Here is a 19,207-nt window from a genome sequence, read left to right on the forward strand (position 1 = left end):
CATCGGCGGCCGGGCGGTCGAGCCCGCGACCTCAACGATCTCGGTCACTCGCCGCTTCCGATCCGGGATGAGCGGGCGCCGATCGGGCTGCTGTCTCGCCGAGGCGGCCCGGTCGACGTCGTGGTCGGAGGTCAGTTCACTTGGCGGGCATCCTCGCCCCAATACTTCTTGCGCAGTTCGCGCTTGAGGATCTTGCCCGCACCGGAGATCGGCAACTCGGTGACGATCTCGAGACTGCGTGGGGCTTTGTAGCCCGCGATGAGGTTCTTTGTGTGGTCACGGATCTCGTCGAAGGTGACCTCGATGCCGGGTTGGCAAACGACGACTGCGTGGACGCGCTCACCCCATTGCGGGTCGGGCACACCGACCACCGCGCAGGACGCGACCGCGGGGTGTGTCGCGATCGCGTTCTCCACCTCGGCGGAATACACGTTCTCGCCGCCGCTGACGATCATGTCCTTGATCCGGTCGACGACGAAGACGTAGCCGTTCTCGTCCATGTATCCGCCGTCGCCGGTATGCATCCAGCCGTCGCGAATCGCCGCTGCGGTGTCGTCGGGACGGTTCCAGTAGCCGAGCATCACGTTCGCGCCGCTGGCGACGATCTCGCCGACCGTGCCGCGCGGTACCTCGTTGCCGAGGTCATCGACGATGCGGACCTCGACGTGCGGTGCCGCGCGCCCGGCCGAACGCAGCAGGCCCTTCGCGTGGTCCTCCGGTCCCAGCAGGGTCGCCACCGGAGCCAGCTCGGTCATGCCGTAGCACTGGGTGAAACCGGCGCCCGGGAAGGCCTTCAACGCACGTTCGAGCACCGCCTCGGAGACCGGGGAGGCGCCATAGAGGACATGCTCCATGCTGGTCAAGTCGTAGTCGGCGCACGCAGGGTGGTCCACAACGAGCTGGATCATCACCGGAACCAGCAGTGTGTCGGTCGCCCGGTGGTCGGAGATGGCCTTCAGCACCGCGACCGGCTCGAACATCGGAATGATGATGTGCGAGCCACCGAGTACCACCTGAGCCGTCCAGCCCGCCAGATCGGCGAGATGGAACATCGGGGCGGCGTGCAGGAACCGCGCGCCCGGGTGCGGCAGATATCCGGTCGCGAGGGCGCCGAGTGTCGAATTGATCAGATTCGCGTGACTGAGCATCACTCCCTTGGGGAAGCCTGTGGTTCCGCCGGTGTAGAACAACCCAGCCAGTTCGTCACCGCCGCGGCGGGCGTCCTCGACAGGGTCGGTCGCTGCCACGAGTTCCTCGTAGGACAGGGCGCCCTCAGGTGTCGGTCCGTCGCCGTAATGGATCACCGTCTTCAGATCCGGGTAACCCGCGATCAGAGCCGGCAGCATCGGCGCGAACGCATCGTCGATGAACAGGACCGAAGACTGCGAGTCCGCCAACGAGTAGATGATCTCGGCGGGGCTCCAGCGGATGTTGACCGGATTCAGCACGGCGTTCGACCACGGCACCGCGAGCAGGTATTCGCCGTACCGGTCGGAGTTCAGTCCCAGGATCGCCACTCGATCCCCGGCTGCCACATCGAGACTGCGGAGTGCACCGGCCAATCGCGCCACCCGATCGTGGACCTGCTGGAACGTTGTGGTCCGCTCGCCACAGATGAGCATGACATCGTCCGGGTGCTGGCGGACAGCTCGATGCAGGCCTTGCGTGAGATACATATCTACTTCCTTACTTCCTGGCTCCGCGCAAAGACTGGGCTGTCCCGGACGCGGCGGCTGATGCCACGCGGAGGTATGCGGACCGCGACTCGGGGACCAGGGCGAACCGTCATACCCGCCAGCTGACGAGATATCCGGGACCGCACCGATCCTCGAACGGTGATCATGACGAAGCCCGACCGTGGCGCTGCTCGATCTCGCGGACCAGCGCCCGCACTCCGGTATCGCGGGCGAGCCGGTTGTCCAGCACCACGTTTACCGCTCCACGCAATAGGGCGTACAACTCCCAGCCACTGGGGGTGATGGTCCGCGCGGCGCGCCGAGCGATGCCGTCGGCCATCGTCTCGGCGGCCTCAGCGGCGGTGATTCGCACATCGAGCGGCCAGGGCAGCATGTCACCGAGTGCGCGGCCCAGCTCGTCCTGGTCGAGGGTGTCGCGTGTCATGGCCGTCTCCACAACGCCGAAGTAGGCGACGCCGGCCGTAGCACCCACCGCGGCCAATTCGACCCGCAGCGCACGCCCGATTTGCTCGACGCCCGCCTTGCTGATCATGTACGGCGCACCACCCATACCGGGTGCGAATGCGGCCGCCGACGAGACCACGACCACATGACCTTTCACGGCGACGACGTGGTCGAGAGCCGGATGAACCGTATTGAACACACCGGTGAGATTGATGCCGACGACGCGGTCGAAATCGCTGCCGTCCATAGTTCGCAACGTCGCCGGACGCGGGACCACGCCCGCGTTCGCGACTACGACGTCGAGGCGGCAGAACCTGGCCACCGCCTCTGCGATCGCCTTGTCCATCGACTCACGATCCGCGACGTCGGCAACGACCGCGCAGGCGCGATCTCCGAGTGCATGCGCCGCGCTGCGGACGGCGCCTTCATCGATGTCGATCAATGCGACCGAAGCCCCGCGGGCGTAGAGGTTCTTTGCCAGTTCCAGGCCGATTCCCTGGCCGGCGCCCGTGATCAGCACCGTCTTGCCACGCACCTCATACGGCGAACTGCCGATCCAGCGGAGCGGGTTGAGCTGTCCTACGTCCATCATGCACTCACCTCATAGGAACTGGCATCGAATCGGCTTGTGCGGCGGCGGTATTCGAAACTCCAGTTCGGGTACAGGCCGGCATTCTGGCCGTCCGGGGTCTGGTAGTAGCTATGACATCCACCGGTGAGCCACACCGTCGAACGGCTTCGTTCCCGCATCTCGTCGAGAAACACCTCCTGCGCTTCGGGCCGTACCTCGACGCGGCGTGCGCCCTCGGCTCGCATCGTCTTCAACGCGTCCACGATGTAAGCGATCTGCGACTCGATCATGTAGATCGCCGATTGGTTTCCGGCCGCCCCGAAGGGCCCCAGAGTGAAGAAGAAGTTCGGAAACCCCGACAGAGCACTGCCGAGATAGCTTTGCGGACGCTTCTCGTACAGCTCGGCGATGGTGACGCCACCGCGCCCGGTGAATCGCCCGAAAGCCTCGGAGACGGGCTCGAATCCGGTGCCGTAGATAATGGTGTCGACCGGAATCTCGACGCCGCCGCGTGTCACGATCGAGTGCGCGCGCACTTCAGCGATGCCGTCGGTGACGACCTCGACATTGTCTCGATCGAGAGCAGGCAGATACGTATCGGAGAAGATCGCGCGTTTGCAGCCGATCATGTAATCCGGAGTCAGCACCTTGCGCAGACGCGGATCGCGGACCTGACGGCGAAGCTGCCACTTGCCGAGCAGCTCATACGGATGACGGAACCGTTTGTCCACGAACCCGATCAGCCCGAAGCCTTCGATCAACGCATAGCAGCCACCCCGAATTACCTTGCCCGCCAGCGGCATCCGGCGCAGCAGCTCTCGCTCCAGTCCGATTGTCCCGCGGTCCATTCGCGGCACGATCCACGGCGCCGATCGCTGGAAAAGGGTGAGCGCACCGACCTCGGGCTGGATCTCCGGCACGAATTGCACCGCCGAGGCACCCGTGCCGATCACCGCGACCCGCTCCCCCGTCAGATCGTGCCCATGATCCCAATACAACGAATGAAATGCCTTGCCCTGGAACGTCTCCAACCCGCGCAACGACGGATACTTCGCCGCACTGAAAACCCCGGTCGCGGAGATCACGAAGTCCGCGGTGAAATCTCCGGTCACAGTGCTGACGCGCCAGCGTGATTCCGCATCGTCCCACCTGGCATCGAGCATCTCGGCGTTGTAACGGATGTGGCGCACCACATCGTGCGTCACCGCCACCGAACGGATGTACTCCAGAATCTCTTCTTGCCGGCCGTAGGTGCGCGACCAGTCCGGATTCGGGGCGAAGGAGTAGCTGTACAGGTGCGATGGAACATCGCACGCGCAGCCGGGATAGGTGTTCGCCTGCCAGGTGCCGCCGAGGTCGTCGGCACGTTCCAGAATCACGAGATCGTCGAACCCTGCTTCGCGAAGCTTGATCGCCAGACCTATTCCGGCGAACCCGGCCCCGACAATCGCGATGTGCGTGTGGTCGATATCGATGGCCATGGGTCAGCGGGTCCTTCCGTGTAGCACCGACGTACCGCCGCACCGGCCTCCGCACGGGTGATCAGTTCAGCCGCACCGGCGGTCTCAGCCATGCGGCGACTGTACATCGCAACATTTGCCATTGCAATGTAACAGCAACAGGTCGGCACGATCTGTTGCAGGAAGTCCATTTCTTGGTACTGTCGTCGCGTGACACCCACAGCCGCGACCTCGACAAACAAGCCCGAGATCGATGATTCGGTGGAGGCCCGCATCCTGGATGCCGCGCTGATCCAGTTCGAAAAGGTGGGCGTCAAAAAGACGACGATCGAGGACATTGCTCGACAAGCCGACGTCGACCGAGTCACCGTCTATCGGCGGATCGGCTCCCGCGACGATGTGGTGCGGGCGGTCATGACCCGCGAAGTCGAGTCGTTGCTCGCCGAACTCGGCTCGATATCGGCGCGCAACAACACTGCTGAGGACCTCGTCGCCGACATCTTCGTCACGGTGATCACCCGGTGGCGCACGCATCCGCTCGTCAACCGGATGCTGGCCCTGGAACCCGACCGCGTCCTACCCCAACTCACCACCGATGGCGGCCCCATGTTCACGATGTCGGTGGCAGCGACGGCCACCGCACTTCGAAGCGCTGTTCGAAACGGGCTCCTGACCGATTCCTCCGACCTGGACACCCGCGCCGAGATCGTCTGCCGCGTCGTTCACTCGTTCATCCTGCAGCCGCACGGAACGGTCACGCTCGATTCCGACGATGCCCTCGGGGCATTCGCGCGAACGTATCTGGTGCCGATCATCACCGGATGACAGGATCGTGCGCTGATCCACATCCATGCCGCGCCGCGAGTCCCCGGAGCATCAGCTCCGACCGTGCGGACTCTGCGTGCCGAGCCCACGCCTGTGAAGTGATCTGCCTCACGCGCTGTCACAACTATCGATCACGCGGTGTCTTGTGCCCAAACCCCCTGGGAAACGAAGGACACCATGACCGAGAACACCGATGTGGTCGTGATCGGCGGCGGATACGCCGGCGTCATGGCCGCCAATCGTCTGACGCAGCGCGACGACGTGAGGGTGACTCTGATCAACCCGCGCCCGAGCTTCGTCGAGCGGATCCGCCTGCACCAACTGGTGGGCGGGTCCGACGACGCGGTCGTCGACTACAGAGAAGTCCTGGGCGAAGACATCCGGCTGGTGGTCGACACCGTGACACGCATCGACGCGGCCGAGCGCAGCGTGACCTTGGCGACCGGCGGCACGGTCGGCTACGACTATCTGGTTTACGCGGTGGGCAGTGGCGCCGCCGACCCGCACGTGCCAGGAGCCGCCGAGTTCGCCTACCCGATCGCCACAAGGAGTTCGTGTGCAAGAGCATCGTCAAGCACCTGGCCTCCGAGGCACGCCGGCCGGGTTCGTACAGCTTGCACCGCGTCTCGGGAGGTGCCAAGCGCCGGCAGCTGCTCGAGGCCGAGCGCGGCGAGGCGCTGGCCACCCGCTGAACGGGCAGCCTGGGCCACGTCGGTCGACTGTGCGCGGACCTGGACTCCCATGTCGTGCGCGCCCTGATTGCGGGGCACCGTCGCACGCATGCGTTCATCCGCGGTCCTCTGAGCAACGGACCGTCGGCAGCTCGGCATATCACAGCCGAGCGCCGGGTGCTCCGAGAAGGTGCTCCGCTTCATCCTCCGCGGCACCGGCAAGGTCGATGCCGCACTCACCTGTGAACCCACCGTGGTCAACGGCAACCCGGCACTCGTCCTACGCCTGGACGGCGAGATCGACGGCGTGATGGCGATCCGTGTCGAGGACGCCCGCATCACCGGTCTCTACTACGTCCGCAACCCGGAGAAGCTGACCCGCGTCGAATCCGAGATTCCACTCACCCTCCGATGAATACCGATGAATACCGATGAATACCGATGGCGCACTAGCCCATGACGCACGTCACACCGCTGCGTTGTCACGAGAATCGCCTCGTCGGTGTCTGGTGTTCGCACGACTACCTCGGACAGTACGGAGAAACCTCATGAACATCGCTCTGTGGATTGTCGCAGGACTACTCGCCACTGCCTACCTGTTCGGCGGCGGCGGCAAAGTGGTTCTGCCGAAGGAGAAGATAGCCTCCGTCGGGGCCAGTGCGGGGTGGCTCCACGACTTCAGCGCCGGCAGTGTGAAGGCCATCGGAGCCCTCGAGGTCCTGGGTGCGATGGGCCTGATCCTGCCCGCCGCGTTCGACATCGCGCCGGTTCTGGTGCCGTTCGCTGCCCTCGGTCTGGTGCTGATCATGGTCGGTGCGGCGATCACACGCATCCGGCGTCATGAGGTCGGGCTCATGATGGTCGACCTGGTCTATCTCGTGCTGGCCGGCTTCGTGGCGTGGGGCCGCTTCGGCCCCTACTCCTTCAACGGTTGAACGGCTGTCACCGCCAGGCCCATGGGCGAAATATATTGGGACGCTTGCAGATCCGCTCGTGTCGGTGGATGCCGCTAGTCTGCTGACATGGTCGGACCGGACTCGGCGCTGCGCCGACTGATGCGTGAGGCAGGGAAGCTGCTGCAGCCGTATGGCTTTCACGGCTCGGAAGCTATGTGGGTGCGAGTCGTGCCGGGTGGTGTGGCGTCGGTCCGGCGCGCCCGGACACTGCGCACCTGGACCGGCGGGCAGCAGGTACTCAGATTCGGCCTCGGTCTGAGCGCTACACCGACCGCCTGGTGGGAATTCCGTAACTGGCGCAACGCACAGCTGGGTCTCCCGCTCACGCCGCTCGAGCAGGCGACCGGCCCCGGCCTCATCAACGATCACGGCATGCCGAATGACCTGACCGAGTTGTGGTGCCTGCATGTCGATCCGACACAACCGGGCCGGAACGCACTGCAGGCAGACGTCGACGCCATCCGCGCCGAGCTGCCCCGGCGCGTGCACGCCTACGCACGTCGGGCGCTGCGGTTGCTGGAACCGGACCAGTACCTGGACGAACTGTTGGCCGACCCGGACCCGCAGATCGGGACCTGGGAGGCGATTGTCGTCCTGCTCGCCGACCGCGGACCAGGACCGCAACTGGATGACGCATTCATGCAATTCCGAGCAGGCCTCGCGGAGCGGGACGAGTCGGCCTACGCAGAGAGCGTCATCGCGTACGCACGAGGCCGTGCCGCCCTGGTTTGAGCAGGTACGGGCATCAGCCACCCGGCTCCCCAGTTTCCGTTCAGCAGTGTGCACCTGGACTTCTCACACCTGACCGATCCTCCGCTGCGGGGGCTTCCCTCCCGCAACCACAACTCGGGTGTCTGCTCGACGAACGCGCCCACGAACTCGGCGCCGACATCCGCCGCGGCACACCCGTGAAAACGACAGTGCCCACCGTCGATCGGCCCTCCTGACATCACCACTGTGGGCGCAGCCACCGCCGAACCCGACGGGGCAGAATTCGCGAACACCGCCTCCCGCAATCGCCGTCACCGATGACGGACGAAGCCACCGGGCGCTGGAAAACCTACGGCCTACAATGTCATTCGCCTGCGGCGAGATAACGAATGCTCAACCTGGGTTGTTCAGGGGCTCGCTCCAGTAGTCCGGATTGCGGCCATAGTTCGGTGTGGTGTAAGCACGATCCCAAGATGCGTTGTCAGCGATCAGCTCTCGCCATGGCGCGACTTCGACATACACGACACGCATCGAGTTGAGCGCACCATAATGCAGGTCGGGGCCGTCGGTGGAGACGGCGTCCTCGGCGACCCCGACCTCGTAGTTGCGTTCCAGCCCGGCTCGGACAGTCGCCTCGACGCAGACATTGGTTTGCAGCCCCGCCACAACGAGCCGCTGTGCGCCAAGTCTTCTCACGATCGGGTCGAGCTCGGTGTAGGCGAAGAAACTATGCCGGGTCTTTTCCAAGACGATGTCGCCCGGGCGCGGTGCGACGGCGTCCATCAGCTCGGTACGCCATCGTTGTTTGTCCGGCGAGAGGACCGGCAGGCGAGATCGACGCAATCGTTGATGGCGGGCCGCTCGCGGGTTGGCCGCGAGTATCCCGGCCGGACTGGTCACCTGCCGTGAGTACAGCACCGGTATGCCCGCCACCCGCGCGGCGTCGAGCAACTGTGCGCATTCGGCGACGACCTCGTCGAGCCGCCAGATCGGCGGCCATCCCAGAGCGTCGCGGACACCGTCGTCGGCGATGTAACCGTTCTGCATATCGATCATCAACAACGCGACATCACGCATAGGGCTTACCGTCTCCTCCCGCCACCGGTTCCCATCCTTCTCATCATCGCCGCCGCTCAACGTCCCCGTGGCCGAATTGCGCTCTCCGGCATCTGAACTACCTGATGCGTACGCGCACCGCGTTCAGCCCTCGATTACCCGGACCGCGTTGTTGAGTATCGAGCAGGCAGCCCCCGGCCGCACCCTGCGGGCCAGCTTGCCCACCGTCTCGGCCGGCAACCCCGAGTCGGTCGGGATACGCCGCATTCGCGCCGATCACCGTTGTATCGGCCCGCGCCTTGTGGCTGAAAACGCGAGCAGACCCGTTGGTGCGCAAGGGAAGACGGTACGAGGAGCCGCCGATGAACTAGGTGTCTGCCCGATCCGCCAAACGGTCGAGCCACTCGGCCATCAGTGTTCGCTGGGCGTCAACGCGTAATCGGCGTTGGCCCCGCAACGCCTCGCGCAACGCGACAGCCGCACTGGAGCGGTGGCGCCGATGGGGCTACCACGATCGCGGAAGTAACGACACCAACCCCTACAACCGCATCGTGCTCATCCGCCCCAACACCCCCGATGGGGCCATGAGGGGTGTGGCTCCGGAATTTGTACTGCACCTGCTGGTCCGAGATCGAGAACGCGGCACTCTGCAGAGTTGCCACCCCGCTACTGGACGCCTGTCGGCAGATCACTGGGGCGGCTTCCATCGTGGGCCTGCCACCGGGGGCGCTGTAGCGCGCACATCGTCAGCTTGCCGCTTTCCGCACGAGTTCGCCGATTCTGGTTTCGTCGGCGGGGGTCAACCCTGTCAGCGCGAAGGAGGTCGGCCACATGGTGCCGTCGTCGAGGTTTGCCTTGTCTTCGAAACCGAGTGTGGCGTGCCGCGACTTGAACTTCTCCGCGCTACGGAAGAAGCACACAACCTTGCCGTCCTTGGCGTAGGCGGGCATGCCGTACCAGAGTTTCGGTGCGAGTTCCGGTGCGTTGGCTGTGATGACGGCGTGGATTCGTTCGGCCAGGGCGCGGTCGGATTCCGCCATTTCGGCGATCTTCGCGAGCACGTCTTTCTCCCCGTCGGCCTTGGTCGTGCGCGAGCCGCGGTGCGCGGCGGTTTTCAGTTCTCGGGCGTGCTCTTTCATCGCGGCACGTTCTTCGTCGGTAAATGCCACTGCGGTGTTGTTCTTCGTGGTGGTGCGGGTGGACTTCTGTGAATTCATCAGCCGGTTCCTTTGCGCGAGTTCGATGGAGACGGGTAGCTGCCGATGGGCTGTCACGGTAGCGCGGTCGCTCGCCGTCTCATCGGTCCTGAATTAGCCCGAGGATGTTGCCGTCGGTGTCGGTGACGGTGGCTACCAGGCGTCCGCCGCCGACGTCGTGCGCGAGTTCTTTCACGGCGGCTCCCGCGGCGACCAACTCGGCCAGCTTGGCCTCGATGTCCGGCACGTGCCAGTAGGCCACCGGTGCGGTCATCTTCTGTGGCCCACCGTCGGGCACCAGTCCGATGTGCTGGCCCTCGGCCTCGAATCCGACGTAGTACGGCGAGTCGGTCCGGGGCGGGACGCCGAGCAGGGCGGCGTACACCGCCTTGGCTGCCGCCAGGTCGGTCACCGGGTGCAGCACGGTTTTGATTCCGTGGATGGAAGAGCTGGTCATGGTTACTCCTGAAGTTGTTGGCCGAATCGGCCCGGTGTGTGCGTCTGCTGGGACGGACCGGAGGTCGGCGGTAGCGGTCGAGGCGTCAGACCGACCGGCTCAGGCTGGGGACGTTTTCCCACACGAACCCGTCCGGGTCGGCGCAGGGTTCGATACCGCCGCCGAAGGTGATCCGATGCGATCCGGTGCCCTCGGCTGGGACGCCAGCGTCCTTGGCGGCGGCACGGCGGCTATAGAGCGCGAGCTTGACCGATGACGACGCGGCGTCGAACTCGACGTACTTGCTGCCGAAGCTCTTCGCCACGGTCAGGCCGTGGTCGAGGTAGAACTGCTTGGTCGTCTTGACGTTGCCGACTCCGAGGAGCACCACGAAATCGTCGACCTCACGGGTGGCGGGGCCGGTGTCCTTCTTGTTCGATGTCGCGATCTTCCAGATCGCCCCGTCCGGAGCCTGGACGACGCCGCCGTATCCCCAAAAGCTCTTCTTGGCCTGCTTCAACGTCGTCGCGCCTGCGTCGACAGCTGTGCCGATGAGGCTGTCGACGGCGCTCGGCTGCGATACGACGAGCGACAGGATGAAGCCACGGAATCCGGTCGTCGGCGCCGCCGAGGCGCGCATGCGCACCTTGTCGCCGAGCCCGAATGCGGCGGCGTAGAAGGCCTCGCCGGCTGCGGGATCGGGCATTTCGAGGATGACTGACTCGAAAGCGGGAGAGCTTTTCATAATCACTCCAGAGGTCGTGGATAATGTCGGCCCCGGCGTCCGTTTTCTGGGACGAACCGGATGTTTACAGCTTCTCCTCCGGCGGCCCGACTCACATCCGTGCCGACCACGGAAGCGTCCACTGATCGTGGGCACGGATCGCCTACGGCCCGCTACGGAACAGACCGCGGAGTTGGATTACGAGGCGAATACGGCAGAATGGGCACCATGGCGGCGACAGTGGAGATCTCGGCGCGGGAAGCCGAGGTGCTGGCGCTGGTGGGGGAGCATCTGAGCAACGCCGAGATCGGTACGCGGCTGTTCATCTCAGTGCGCACGGTGGAAAGTCACGTCTCCTCGCTGCTGCGCAAGCTGGAGGTTCCGGATCGGCGGGCACTTGCCCAGCGCGCGTCGAATTCGGGTCACGCCGATCGGTCGCACCCGGTGCCGGTCCTGCCGACTCCGCTGACCTCGTTCATCGGCCGTACGCGGGAGCGAGCGGAACTGACCGAGATGCTCGAGAAGCATCGGCAGGTGACCGCGGTCGGCCCGGGCGGAGTGGGCAAGACCCGGCTCTCATTGGCCGTCGCCGTGGAGATTGCAGTCAAGCACCCAGACGGGGTGTGGTTCGTCGACCTGGTGCCGATCACCAGTCCGGACAGATGCATGGTCGCCGGCACGGTCGCCCTCGCACTCGGCCTCGGCGAGCTGCCCGGCCGTGGCATGGACGAGGCGGTGCTGGCTGCGCTGGCCGACCGGCGTGCCTTGCTGGTGCTGGACAACTGCGAGCACGTGCGGGATGGGGTGGCGCCTTTCATCGAACGGCTGCTCGCGGCATGCCCTGGCGTGACGGTGCTGGCGACCAGCCGAGCCCGGCTGATGGTGCCGTTCGAACGGGTGTACACCGTCCCACCGATGTCGTTGACCGGTGATGGCGCATCGGAGGCGGTCGCGTTGTTCATGGATCGCGCAGCGGCCGGCGGATGGCCGCCGAATCATGCACTGCGTGACCAAGTCGCCGCGTTCTGCGATCGGCTGGATGGAGTGGCGCTGGCGATCGAGCTGGCCGCCGCCCGCTGGACCACACTCGGGCTGGACGGCCTCACCGCCGGCCTGTCCGACCAGCTCCGGATGCTCGCCGGCGGCTCGCGCGCCGAGGATCGGCACCGTTCGGTGCGGGCTGCGCTGGACTGGAGCCACGATCTGCTGGAGCCGGACGATCGGGTGCTGCTGCGCCGGGTGTCGGTGTTCATGAGGTCGTTCACCATCGAGGCGGCCGCACAGGTGGCCGCGTTCGAGAAAGGCGTTGTCGCCGATGGATTGGCCCGGCTGGCCGAGCAGAGCCTGCTAGTGGTGACGGCGCGTCCGAGCGGGACGGAATACCGGGCGCTGGAAACCATCCGTCAATACGGGGCGGAGCGGCTCGCCCAGGCCGGTGAGCTGGACGACGTCCAGGCCCGGCACTTGCGTTGGTGCCTGGCGGAGGCTGCCGACCTGGCGGTGGTGCGAGCGGACTGGCGGGCACGATTCGCCGCGGTTGCCGACGACTTGCGTGCCGCGATGGCGTGGGCGGCCGACCGGCCGGAGCAGAGTGCGGAGGCCTACCATCTCGCCCGGAACCTGGCGGACATGTGCTTCACCCGAAACCTGATCGGTGAGTCCCAGATGCGCTACGAGCAGGCGGCTGCGCTCACGGACGACCCGGCCGCCACCGCCACGATGCTGCGGCACGCCGCTGCCACGGCCGGATGCCGGATGCGGGGCGACGACATGTACCGCCTCCACCGCGCGGCCGCAGTGGCCGCCGACCGGTCCGGCGACACCGCAGGGGCCGCCCGCGACCTGGCCACCGCCGCCGCCAACGCCTACCGGTTCTCGAGCAAGTTCGCGCGACCCCTGCCACCCGCGGAGGCGGTCGAACTCGTCACCGAGGCCCGGCAACTGGCCGGAGACGACCCGGCCGCCCTGGCCGCCGTGGCGCTGGCCGACGCCGGACGGGCGCTCACCGATGCCCTCACCGCCCAGCACGCATCCGGCAACGCCGTACCGGAGACAATCGCGTGTGCCGAACGGGCGGTCGAACTCGCTCACCGCACGGGCGACCCGCTGGCCGAGTCCGCCGCACTCGACACGCTCGCCGGCGCCCACAGCTGGGCCGGTGACACGTTCGCCGCCGCGGCCACAGCGCAACGCCGGATGGCACTGCTGGCGACCACACCCGACACCCCGGCCGACACCCACGAGCTGATCGAAGCGCTCGGCGAAGCCACCGAGGCCGGCCTCGGCACGGGGGACCTGCCGAGCGCCCGCCGCTGGGCCAGGCAACTGGCGAACCATCCGTTACTGGCCGAGGTCGGGCACCGTGCCACCAGCTGGCTGCTGGTGACCGACGCACTGGCGGGCAACGTCGACGAGGTACTCACCCACAGCGTCCGGTTCCTCGACGCGTGGCAACGGGCCGGCAGCCCCGCCCGCACCACCCTCGGTCCTGCGGTCGCCGGGGTGGCGATGATCCACAACCTCCGCGACCGCCACGTCGCTCGCAGCGAATGGAGGGCCGTCCTGGACAGAATCGACACCTCCCCGTGGCGTACTCATGGCTACGGCGCGGTCTTCGACGCGCTGACCATGCTCCACCATGGGCAGGCGGGACAGGCGCTGCAGCGGATGGCGCCGGAGCCCGGCGAGGTGTGGCGATGGGTCACCTGGACCTGGCTCCACTGGTACGTGGCGCTACGCGCCGAAGCCGGTGTGATCGCCGGAGGCTCGGACGCCGGCGACCGCCTTGCCGAAGCCCGGACAATCGTGGCCGGCAACCCCCTCGCCGGCGCCATCGTGGATCGAGCCGAAGCACTGCTCGCAGGCGATCAACAGCGACTGCTCGCCACGGTCGCTGCGTTCGACACCGCCGGCTGCCGCTACCAGTCGGCGCGGACCAGGGTGCTCGCAGGCGGCGAGCATGCCTCCCGCGGGGCCGCCGCGCTCGCCGACCTCGGCCTCACCCCGATGGTCGGCGAGAGCCGACACCGTGCCTCCCGGAGCAACATCCGGTAATCGGCATGAGCGCGTACTCCTCACCGACAAGCGTCCAGCGATCGATCAGCTCATCCTTGTCAAGCCCTCTAATCACGCGGCAAGCTACACCCGCCACCACCGCTACCAGGCAGTTTGCGCTTCATGTACCAGATGACACGGTTCTTACCGGACCTGGTTCTGATCTCGAATCTGGGCAGCAGTTTGTCGTGAATCTCGACATCACTTCGGGATTTTTGTGATCGCAAATTTCGACACCGTTGTGGTGGCAGGTCCTCGCTCAGGTGATGTCAATTTTCGCGACCGGGATCGGAAAGCACCTAGCCCAACCGATGCCTAAATCCGCGATCATCCGACACCAGAATTTGCGAACAACGACACCGTAATTCGCGAACAACTGACGCCGGAATTCGCGAACAACCGGCACCGGAATTCGCGAACAAGTCCCAGGCACCCGAACTGGACTGCGGCGCCTATCGAAACCGGGCGACAAGGTCACGCCCGGTGTCCAGCGTCCCAATAGCTATCGGCCGAACCCGAAAACGGACAACGACTATATGGAAACGGATCAGGGATTCATTGCCAAAGTGCCGCCGCTGGAGGATTACTGGGTATAGGCGGCGTAACAAACAGCCAGGCCTGTGCCGCTGCGGGAGAACCCTTCTCACGTTCACTGATCAGAAGGCAAAAAAATGGCACCTGTTATCACCTCGCTGACACCCTCTTTCGGCCCTCCAGCGGGTTTCAACTCTGTAGTCATCACCGGCTCCGGGTTCGCCAATGTCGGTCCCTTGGCTGTCCGGTTCGGTACGACGGCAACGACATTCACCATCGACTCCAATACCCAGATCACGGCCATCGTCCCGCCTGGAACCGGCACGGTGAACGTCACCGTACAGGCACTGCTGGACGGCACGAGCAACCCGCTGCCCTACACCTATGGTGCGATTGTTCCTACCTTGACCAGCATCAGTCCGGCTTCGGGGCCGGCGGCCGGTGGGACGACGGTCGTACTCACCGGGACGAACTTGACCGGAGCCACCGCAGTGAGTTTCGGTGGGACACCAGCAACCTCGTTCACGGTCAACTCGTCGACGCAGATCACGGCGGTGACGCCTGCCCATTCAGCTGGGACGGTGTCGGTCACGGTCACCACTGCGGGTGGCACCAGTAACGGTGTCGCGTTCACCTACATCGCGGCGCCCACCCTCACTGGCATCGCTCCGAGCTCAGGGCCGCCAAGCGGTGGGACAGTGGTTGTGCTCACCGGGACAGGCCTGACCGGAGCCACCGCAGTGAGTTTCGGTGGGACACCGGCGACCCTGTTCACCGTCAACTCCGACACCCAGATCACCGTCCTCACCCCAGCCCATGCAGCTGGGACGGTACTGGTCACCGTCACCACCCCCGGCGGAACGAGTAACGGTGTCGCGTTCACCTACATCGCGGTGCCCACCCTCACTGGCATCGCTCCGAGCTCAGGGCCGCCAAGCGGTGGGACAGTGGTTGTGCTCACCGGGACAGGCCTGACCGGAGCCACCGCAGTGAGTTTCGGTGGGACACCGGCGACCCTGTTCACCGTCAACTCCGACACCCAGATCACCGTCCTCACCCCAGCCCATGCAGCTGGGACGGTACTGGTCACCGTCACCACCCCCGGCGGAACGAGTAACGGTGTCGCGTTCACCTACATCGCGGTGCCCATCCTGCTCACAGTGGTGCCGAACGTGGGACCGGTGACCGGTGGGGCAGTGGTTGTGCTCACTGGGACCGGCCTGACCGGAGCCACCGCAGTGAGTTTCGGTGGGACACCGGCAACCCTGTTCACCGTCAACTCCGACACCCAGATCACCGTCCTCACCCCAGCTCATGCAGCTGGGACGGTACTGGTCACCGTCACCACCCCCGGCGGAACCAGCAACGGTGTCGCCTACACCTACGTTTCGGGTCTGGCGCCGGTCAATTTAGGCACGGCCTCGTCGTTCGCGGTGCTGGGTGCCGCGACAGTCACCAATACCGGAGCCACGGCCATCTCCGGTGACCTGGGTGTCAGCCCTGGCACCGCAGTGACAGGATTCCCGCCGGGAACGGTGACCAACGGAGCGATCCATGCCGGGGACGCGGTCGCGGCGCAGGCACACACCGATTTGCAGGCTGCCTACATCGACGCGGTGGGCCGGACGCCCACCGCTTTCGTGGTCGCCGATCTGGCGGGACAAACCCTGACCTCCGGGGTGTACAAGGCAGTTGGCGGGATCGGCCTCAACGGCACCGTCACCCTGGACGGGCAAGGCAACCCGAACGCGGTGTTCATCTTCCAGGCCGGGACGACACTGATCACCGGGGCGAACAGTGTGGTGAACCTCATCAACGGTGCCACCGCAAGCAACGTGTTCTGGCAAGTCGGTAGCTCGGCCACACTGGGCGCGAACACCAACTTCGCCGGGAACATACTTGCTTTCACCTCGGTCACGGTGACAACCGGCACCACCGCAAACGGGGACGTCCTGGCCCTCAACGGCGCGGTCACCCTGGACACCAACACCATCACGGCACCCTGAGCCCCGATCCACCGAAAGGATTTAGACCCTGTCCGCGCGCCTTCGGCGCGCGGACAGGGCCGTATCGGGTGTGGGTAGCCGCTAGTCTTCCCGCTCTTTTCCACGGTGGAGATCGGGTGCGACATCCAGAATGAACCCCTGATGGGACGTGCTCCGCACGGAGCACCGTGCGTCGCGGTTGCCACGGCCGCAATACACAAACACCAGGTCGAGGTGGAGGGGTGGTGGCCAGTGCTGGGTACCTTCACATCCGACCAAGTCCGCAGCCTGCCGATCCTCGGCCCCGACAAGAAAGTTGTTGGAGTGCATTTCCGTCGCAGCTCATAGACGTAAAGAACCCATGGATTTTCACTCGTGCCGGACTCGGATCCGCGAGCCACGAGTACAGCCAGTTCACAAGGGGCCGAGGGCCACAGGAGCCGGAGCGGGGAAGAATGTTCCCGGCCCCTTGGGGTGGAGAGACGGTATTCGCGCGGGCGCACGCCGACGAGAACGCCTACTACGTTCAGGTCAAGAAGAAGATCCCGTTCACGAAATGGAGCAGATGGGTGCCCATGCGAGTCAACGGACAGACCTACGGGCAGATCCTTGCGGCTGACAAGCATTTCAAACAGTCCGCCAAAGGCGCGCCAACGGCCGAACTGATCCAGATGTCGTGTTCACCTGCCGCAGGCTCGGCTGCGCGCGAGTCCGCCGAATCGCTACATTCGGCATCCATTTCTCCAGTCGCAACACCAGCGAAGAGCCGGAACCAGGTAGGTGCGACAGGCCGGATGTCGTCATGTCTGGTGGTCTCGCGGCGGGATTGTTTCAGTTCGCGGCGGGCGAGGCGGCCGCGGCGTAAGGCCTGGGAGTGCGTACCTTCTCCAGTCAACACCGGGTCTTCCCCGGTGTCGAGACTCGACTGCGCCGATCGTGCGGGCAGAAGACATTCATCACCTGGGGCGGTCTCATGCAATGCCGCAGGTCACTGTGCATGCGCGCACAGCGGGCCGGTGTGTACCCGGCGGGTAGGATGAGGGTGTCGGGGGCTTTTCGTACGAGACCATCCGTGGTCTCGTCGTCACCGGCGAATGCACAAGGGCCGCCATGCGGTCCCGGTCAGGAGCGTCGTGATGACGCTACAACACGAGCTGGACCGCTCTTCACGCTTCGCCCTCCGTAGCGGCGCCCCACCGGCATCACGTCGGTTACCGACACCGCAAGCACCCCGCCGCGGGGCGGTGGACGGCGCCTGGTGGCCCCGCGCGACCGACTTGGTCGCCGAACTGGCCGATCTGGAGGCGATGCTGGCCCGGCGGGCAGGCAGCGTCGACCGAGTCATGTACAACGTTGACGCCTGGCAGCCGGCGCCGAGGCGCACGATGATCGGCGGGCGTTCGGTTCGCCTGGACGGATACCGGCATCTGCCCACCACACTCTGTGTCCTGGGCCTTGACCGCACCCGCCCCGCTGGAGGTCTGATATGACACAGAACCCGCCGCAGGACAGGGGCGGTGCCGCCGCCGACCGCGGCCTGGGCCGATTCCAGGCCACTGCCGGTGGTGGGCAACCATTCGACCGGCCGACCCGCACACCGCGGCTGCTGCTGCGCGACCGTGACGAACACTCCGGCGGCGTCGACGGCGCCTGGTGGCCCAGAACCGACAATCTCACCACCGAACTGCACGACCTGATCACCGCCCTCACCACGCGATTGGGCGCGACCGCCCGGATCACCTTCGATTGGAATTCGCTGAGCCTGTCCCAACGTGGCATCGACCCTCCCGATGGGATCGAGGTCGCCGGCCCGCTTCCGGACCAGCCACCCCAGGTGATGTATGTCTTCGGCCCGCACGATCGGCGCCTTCGACTGTTGGTGATCGACCCCGCCACCACCGCAGACCGCGCCGACGCGCAGATGCGCAATGCCGTAAGCGCAATCGCGGACCAGCCACAATCATGAACTAGGTCCGCAGTAGTCCAGCTTCCGCCTGCACCGGGCAACCATTCCCAGAACGTGGCCGCGTACCCGTCGATGACCCCTGGCTGCTCGATGTCGGCCACGAGGGGTGGCACCGCGTGCCCCGGCTGGTCATCCACCGGGTGTCGCCTGCCAGCATGGGACCGGGTTGCGTCCGGTCGCGGGCCGTGTGCTGATGGTGGCCGACAATCGGGTGGTTGGTCAATCCGAGCCGCTGGGATGGGCCGGTTTGCCGCGGCGCGGCTTCTGCCGTTGCCGGTAGGGCTCGCCCTCGACGAGCGAAGAAGAACCCAACGGCGTTCGTTGGGGACACCCGACCCGCCCGGTCTCCTCACCCCGGGCGGGGGTCTTCGCTATCGGTCCAAGCCCTCATCGAGGCAACGGTGGGGAATGTGGCGGGATTATAGATGGGTCATCGCGGCGACTTCCAGAGTTCGGCGGAACCGCGTAGAATTCGAGCAGGTCGGGACAGTATCTGGAGCCCTATCATGATCGAGAGAAAGAATTCACGCACGAAGTTCGCCCGGTTGGCGGCCGCCGCCGGTATAGCCGCAGTTGCTGCGATTCCGGTTGTCGCAGCCGCGGCGCAAGCCCCTACCGCGCACGCAACGACGCCCATGTCTGCAACCCAACTCGTCGACAAACCTGGTGGGGGTCACGGCGGCGGCTGGGGTCACGGCGGCGGCTGGGGTCACGGCGGCGGCTGGGGTCACGGCGGCGGCTGGGGTCACGGCGGCGGCTGGGGTCACGGCGGCGGCTGGGGTCACGGCGGCGGCTGGGGATGGAATCCCGGCTGGTGGAATTGGTGGAACCCACCCGGCTGGGGTGGCTGGGGCAGCTTCTAGCGCCGGTGACCGAGCCCGGACACGCACAGCGTGCCGGGCTCGGTTGCATCGAGTACCG

The 19,207-nt window shown here is 65.9% G+C and carries 17 protein-coding genes and 1 pseudogene; 10 read left to right on the top strand and 8 right to left on the bottom strand.

Annotated features, from left to right (window positions below; genetic code table 11):
• Positions 1 to 131 precede the first annotated feature (131 nt).
• From OHB12_RS16515 to OHB12_RS16525, 3 genes are all read right to left on the bottom strand, one after another.
• Positions 132 to 1,676: an acyl-CoA synthetase gene (locus OHB12_RS16515; protein WP_327120510.1), complete on the bottom strand. Its 1,545-nt coding sequence runs from the start codon at positions 1,674 to 1,676 to the stop codon at positions 132 to 134.
• Positions 1,677 to 1,839: 163 nt separating this feature from the next.
• Positions 1,840 to 2,733: a short-chain dehydrogenase/reductase gene (locus OHB12_RS16520; protein ID WP_327120512.1), complete on the bottom strand. Its 894-nt coding sequence runs from the start codon at positions 2,731 to 2,733 to the stop codon at positions 1,840 to 1,842.
• A complete protein-coding gene (locus tag OHB12_RS16525) occupies positions 2,730 to 4,193 on the bottom strand; it encodes a flavin-containing monooxygenase (RefSeq protein WP_327120514.1) in 1,464 nt (487 codons plus the stop codon). Before OHB12_RS16525 ends, OHB12_RS16520 begins: the two co-directional genes overlap by 4 nt.
• A 189-nt stretch (positions 4,194 to 4,382) precedes the next feature.
• Here OHB12_RS16525 and OHB12_RS16530 point away from each other — a divergent pair, with 189 nt between their 5' ends.
• The 5 genes and pseudogenes from OHB12_RS16530 to OHB12_RS16550 all read left to right on the top strand — a co-directional run bounded on the left by OHB12_RS16530 (position 4,383) and on the right by OHB12_RS16550 (position 7,356).
• Positions 4,383 to 4,997 (top strand): TetR/AcrR family transcriptional regulator, encoded by a 615-nt coding sequence (locus tag OHB12_RS16530; protein ID WP_327120517.1) that lies wholly within the window; start codon positions 4,383 to 4,385, stop codon positions 4,995 to 4,997.
• Between the two features lie 177 nt (positions 4,998 to 5,174).
• Positions 5,175 to 5,570, top strand: a pseudogene (locus tag OHB12_RS16535) (FAD-dependent oxidoreductase); the annotation flags it as partial.
• 288 nt (positions 5,571 to 5,858) lie between these two features.
• Positions 5,859 to 6,083 carry a hypothetical protein gene (locus tag OHB12_RS16540; RefSeq protein WP_327120521.1) on the top strand — a complete coding sequence of 75 codons (225 nt, stop codon included), beginning with the start codon at positions 5,859 to 5,861 and terminating at the stop codon, positions 6,081 to 6,083.
• A gap of 133 nt (positions 6,084 to 6,216) precedes the next feature.
• Positions 6,217 to 6,603, top strand: a complete 387-nt coding sequence (locus OHB12_RS16545) for a DoxX family protein (RefSeq protein ID WP_327120523.1) — start codon at positions 6,217 to 6,219, stop codon at positions 6,601 to 6,603.
• Between the two features lie 87 nt (positions 6,604 to 6,690).
• Positions 6,691 to 7,356 (top strand): hypothetical protein, encoded by a 666-nt coding sequence (locus OHB12_RS16550; protein ID WP_327120525.1) that lies wholly within the window; start codon positions 6,691 to 6,693, stop codon positions 7,354 to 7,356.
• A 372-nt stretch (positions 7,357 to 7,728) separates the two neighbouring features.
• Here the strand turns inward: OHB12_RS16550 and OHB12_RS16555 are convergent, their stop codons facing one another.
• The 5 genes from OHB12_RS16555 to OHB12_RS16575 all read right to left on the bottom strand — a co-directional run bounded on the left by OHB12_RS16555 (position 7,729) and on the right by OHB12_RS16575 (position 10,729).
• Positions 7,729 to 8,412: a cysteine hydrolase family protein gene (locus tag OHB12_RS16555; RefSeq protein WP_327120527.1), complete on the bottom strand. Its 684-nt coding sequence runs from the start codon at positions 8,410 to 8,412 to the stop codon at positions 7,729 to 7,731.
• Between the two features lie 123 nt (positions 8,413 to 8,535).
• On the bottom strand, positions 8,536 to 8,658 hold the full coding sequence (locus tag OHB12_RS16560) for a hypothetical protein (RefSeq protein WP_327120529.1): 123 nt from the start codon (positions 8,656 to 8,658) through the stop codon (positions 8,536 to 8,538).
• A 479-nt stretch (positions 8,659 to 9,137) separates the two neighbouring features.
• Positions 9,138 to 9,608: an iron chaperone gene (locus tag OHB12_RS16565; RefSeq protein WP_327120531.1), complete on the bottom strand. Its 471-nt coding sequence runs from the start codon at positions 9,606 to 9,608 to the stop codon at positions 9,138 to 9,140.
• A 79-nt stretch (positions 9,609 to 9,687) separates the two neighbouring features.
• Positions 9,688 to 10,044, bottom strand: coding sequence for a VOC family protein (locus tag OHB12_RS16570; protein ID WP_327120533.1), 357 nt, complete (start codon positions 10,042 to 10,044; stop codon positions 9,688 to 9,690).
• 85 nt (positions 10,045 to 10,129) lie between these two features.
• Positions 10,130 to 10,729, bottom strand: a complete 600-nt coding sequence (locus tag OHB12_RS16575; protein WP_327120535.1) for a glyoxalase — start codon at positions 10,727 to 10,729, stop codon at positions 10,130 to 10,132.
• Between the two features lie 246 nt (positions 10,730 to 10,975).
• On the opposite strand from OHB12_RS16575, the gene OHB12_RS16580 reads away from it, so the two are divergent.
• The 5 genes from OHB12_RS16580 (at position 10,976) to OHB12_RS16600 (ending at position 19,149) form a co-directional block, all read left to right on the top strand.
• Positions 10,976 to 13,801, top strand: a complete 2,826-nt coding sequence (locus OHB12_RS16580) for an ATP-binding protein (protein WP_327120537.1) — start codon at positions 10,976 to 10,978, stop codon at positions 13,799 to 13,801.
• A gap of 671 nt (positions 13,802 to 14,472) precedes the next feature.
• Complete coding sequence (locus OHB12_RS16585; protein WP_327120539.1) at positions 14,473 to 16,341, top strand: IPT/TIG domain-containing protein; 1,869 nt, start codon at positions 14,473 to 14,475, stop codon at positions 16,339 to 16,341.
• 1,115 nt (positions 16,342 to 17,456) lie between these two features.
• A complete protein-coding gene (locus OHB12_RS16590) occupies positions 17,457 to 17,810 on the top strand; it encodes a DUF5994 family protein (RefSeq protein ID WP_327120541.1) in 354 nt (117 codons plus the stop codon).
• Complete coding sequence (locus tag OHB12_RS16595; RefSeq protein WP_327120543.1) at positions 17,807 to 18,286, top strand: DUF5994 family protein; 480 nt, start codon at positions 17,807 to 17,809, stop codon at positions 18,284 to 18,286. Before OHB12_RS16590 ends, OHB12_RS16595 begins: the two co-directional genes overlap by 4 nt.
• Before the next feature lie 635 nt (positions 18,287 to 18,921).
• A complete protein-coding gene (locus OHB12_RS16600) occupies positions 18,922 to 19,149 on the top strand; it encodes a hypothetical protein (RefSeq protein WP_327120545.1) in 228 nt (75 codons plus the stop codon).
• Positions 19,150 to 19,207 lie beyond the last annotated feature (58 nt).

Origin of the sequence: Nocardia sp. NBC_01730, assembly GCF_035920445.1 — a bacterium.
Taxonomy (GTDB): Bacteria; Actinomycetota; Actinomycetes; order Mycobacteriales; family Mycobacteriaceae; genus Nocardia.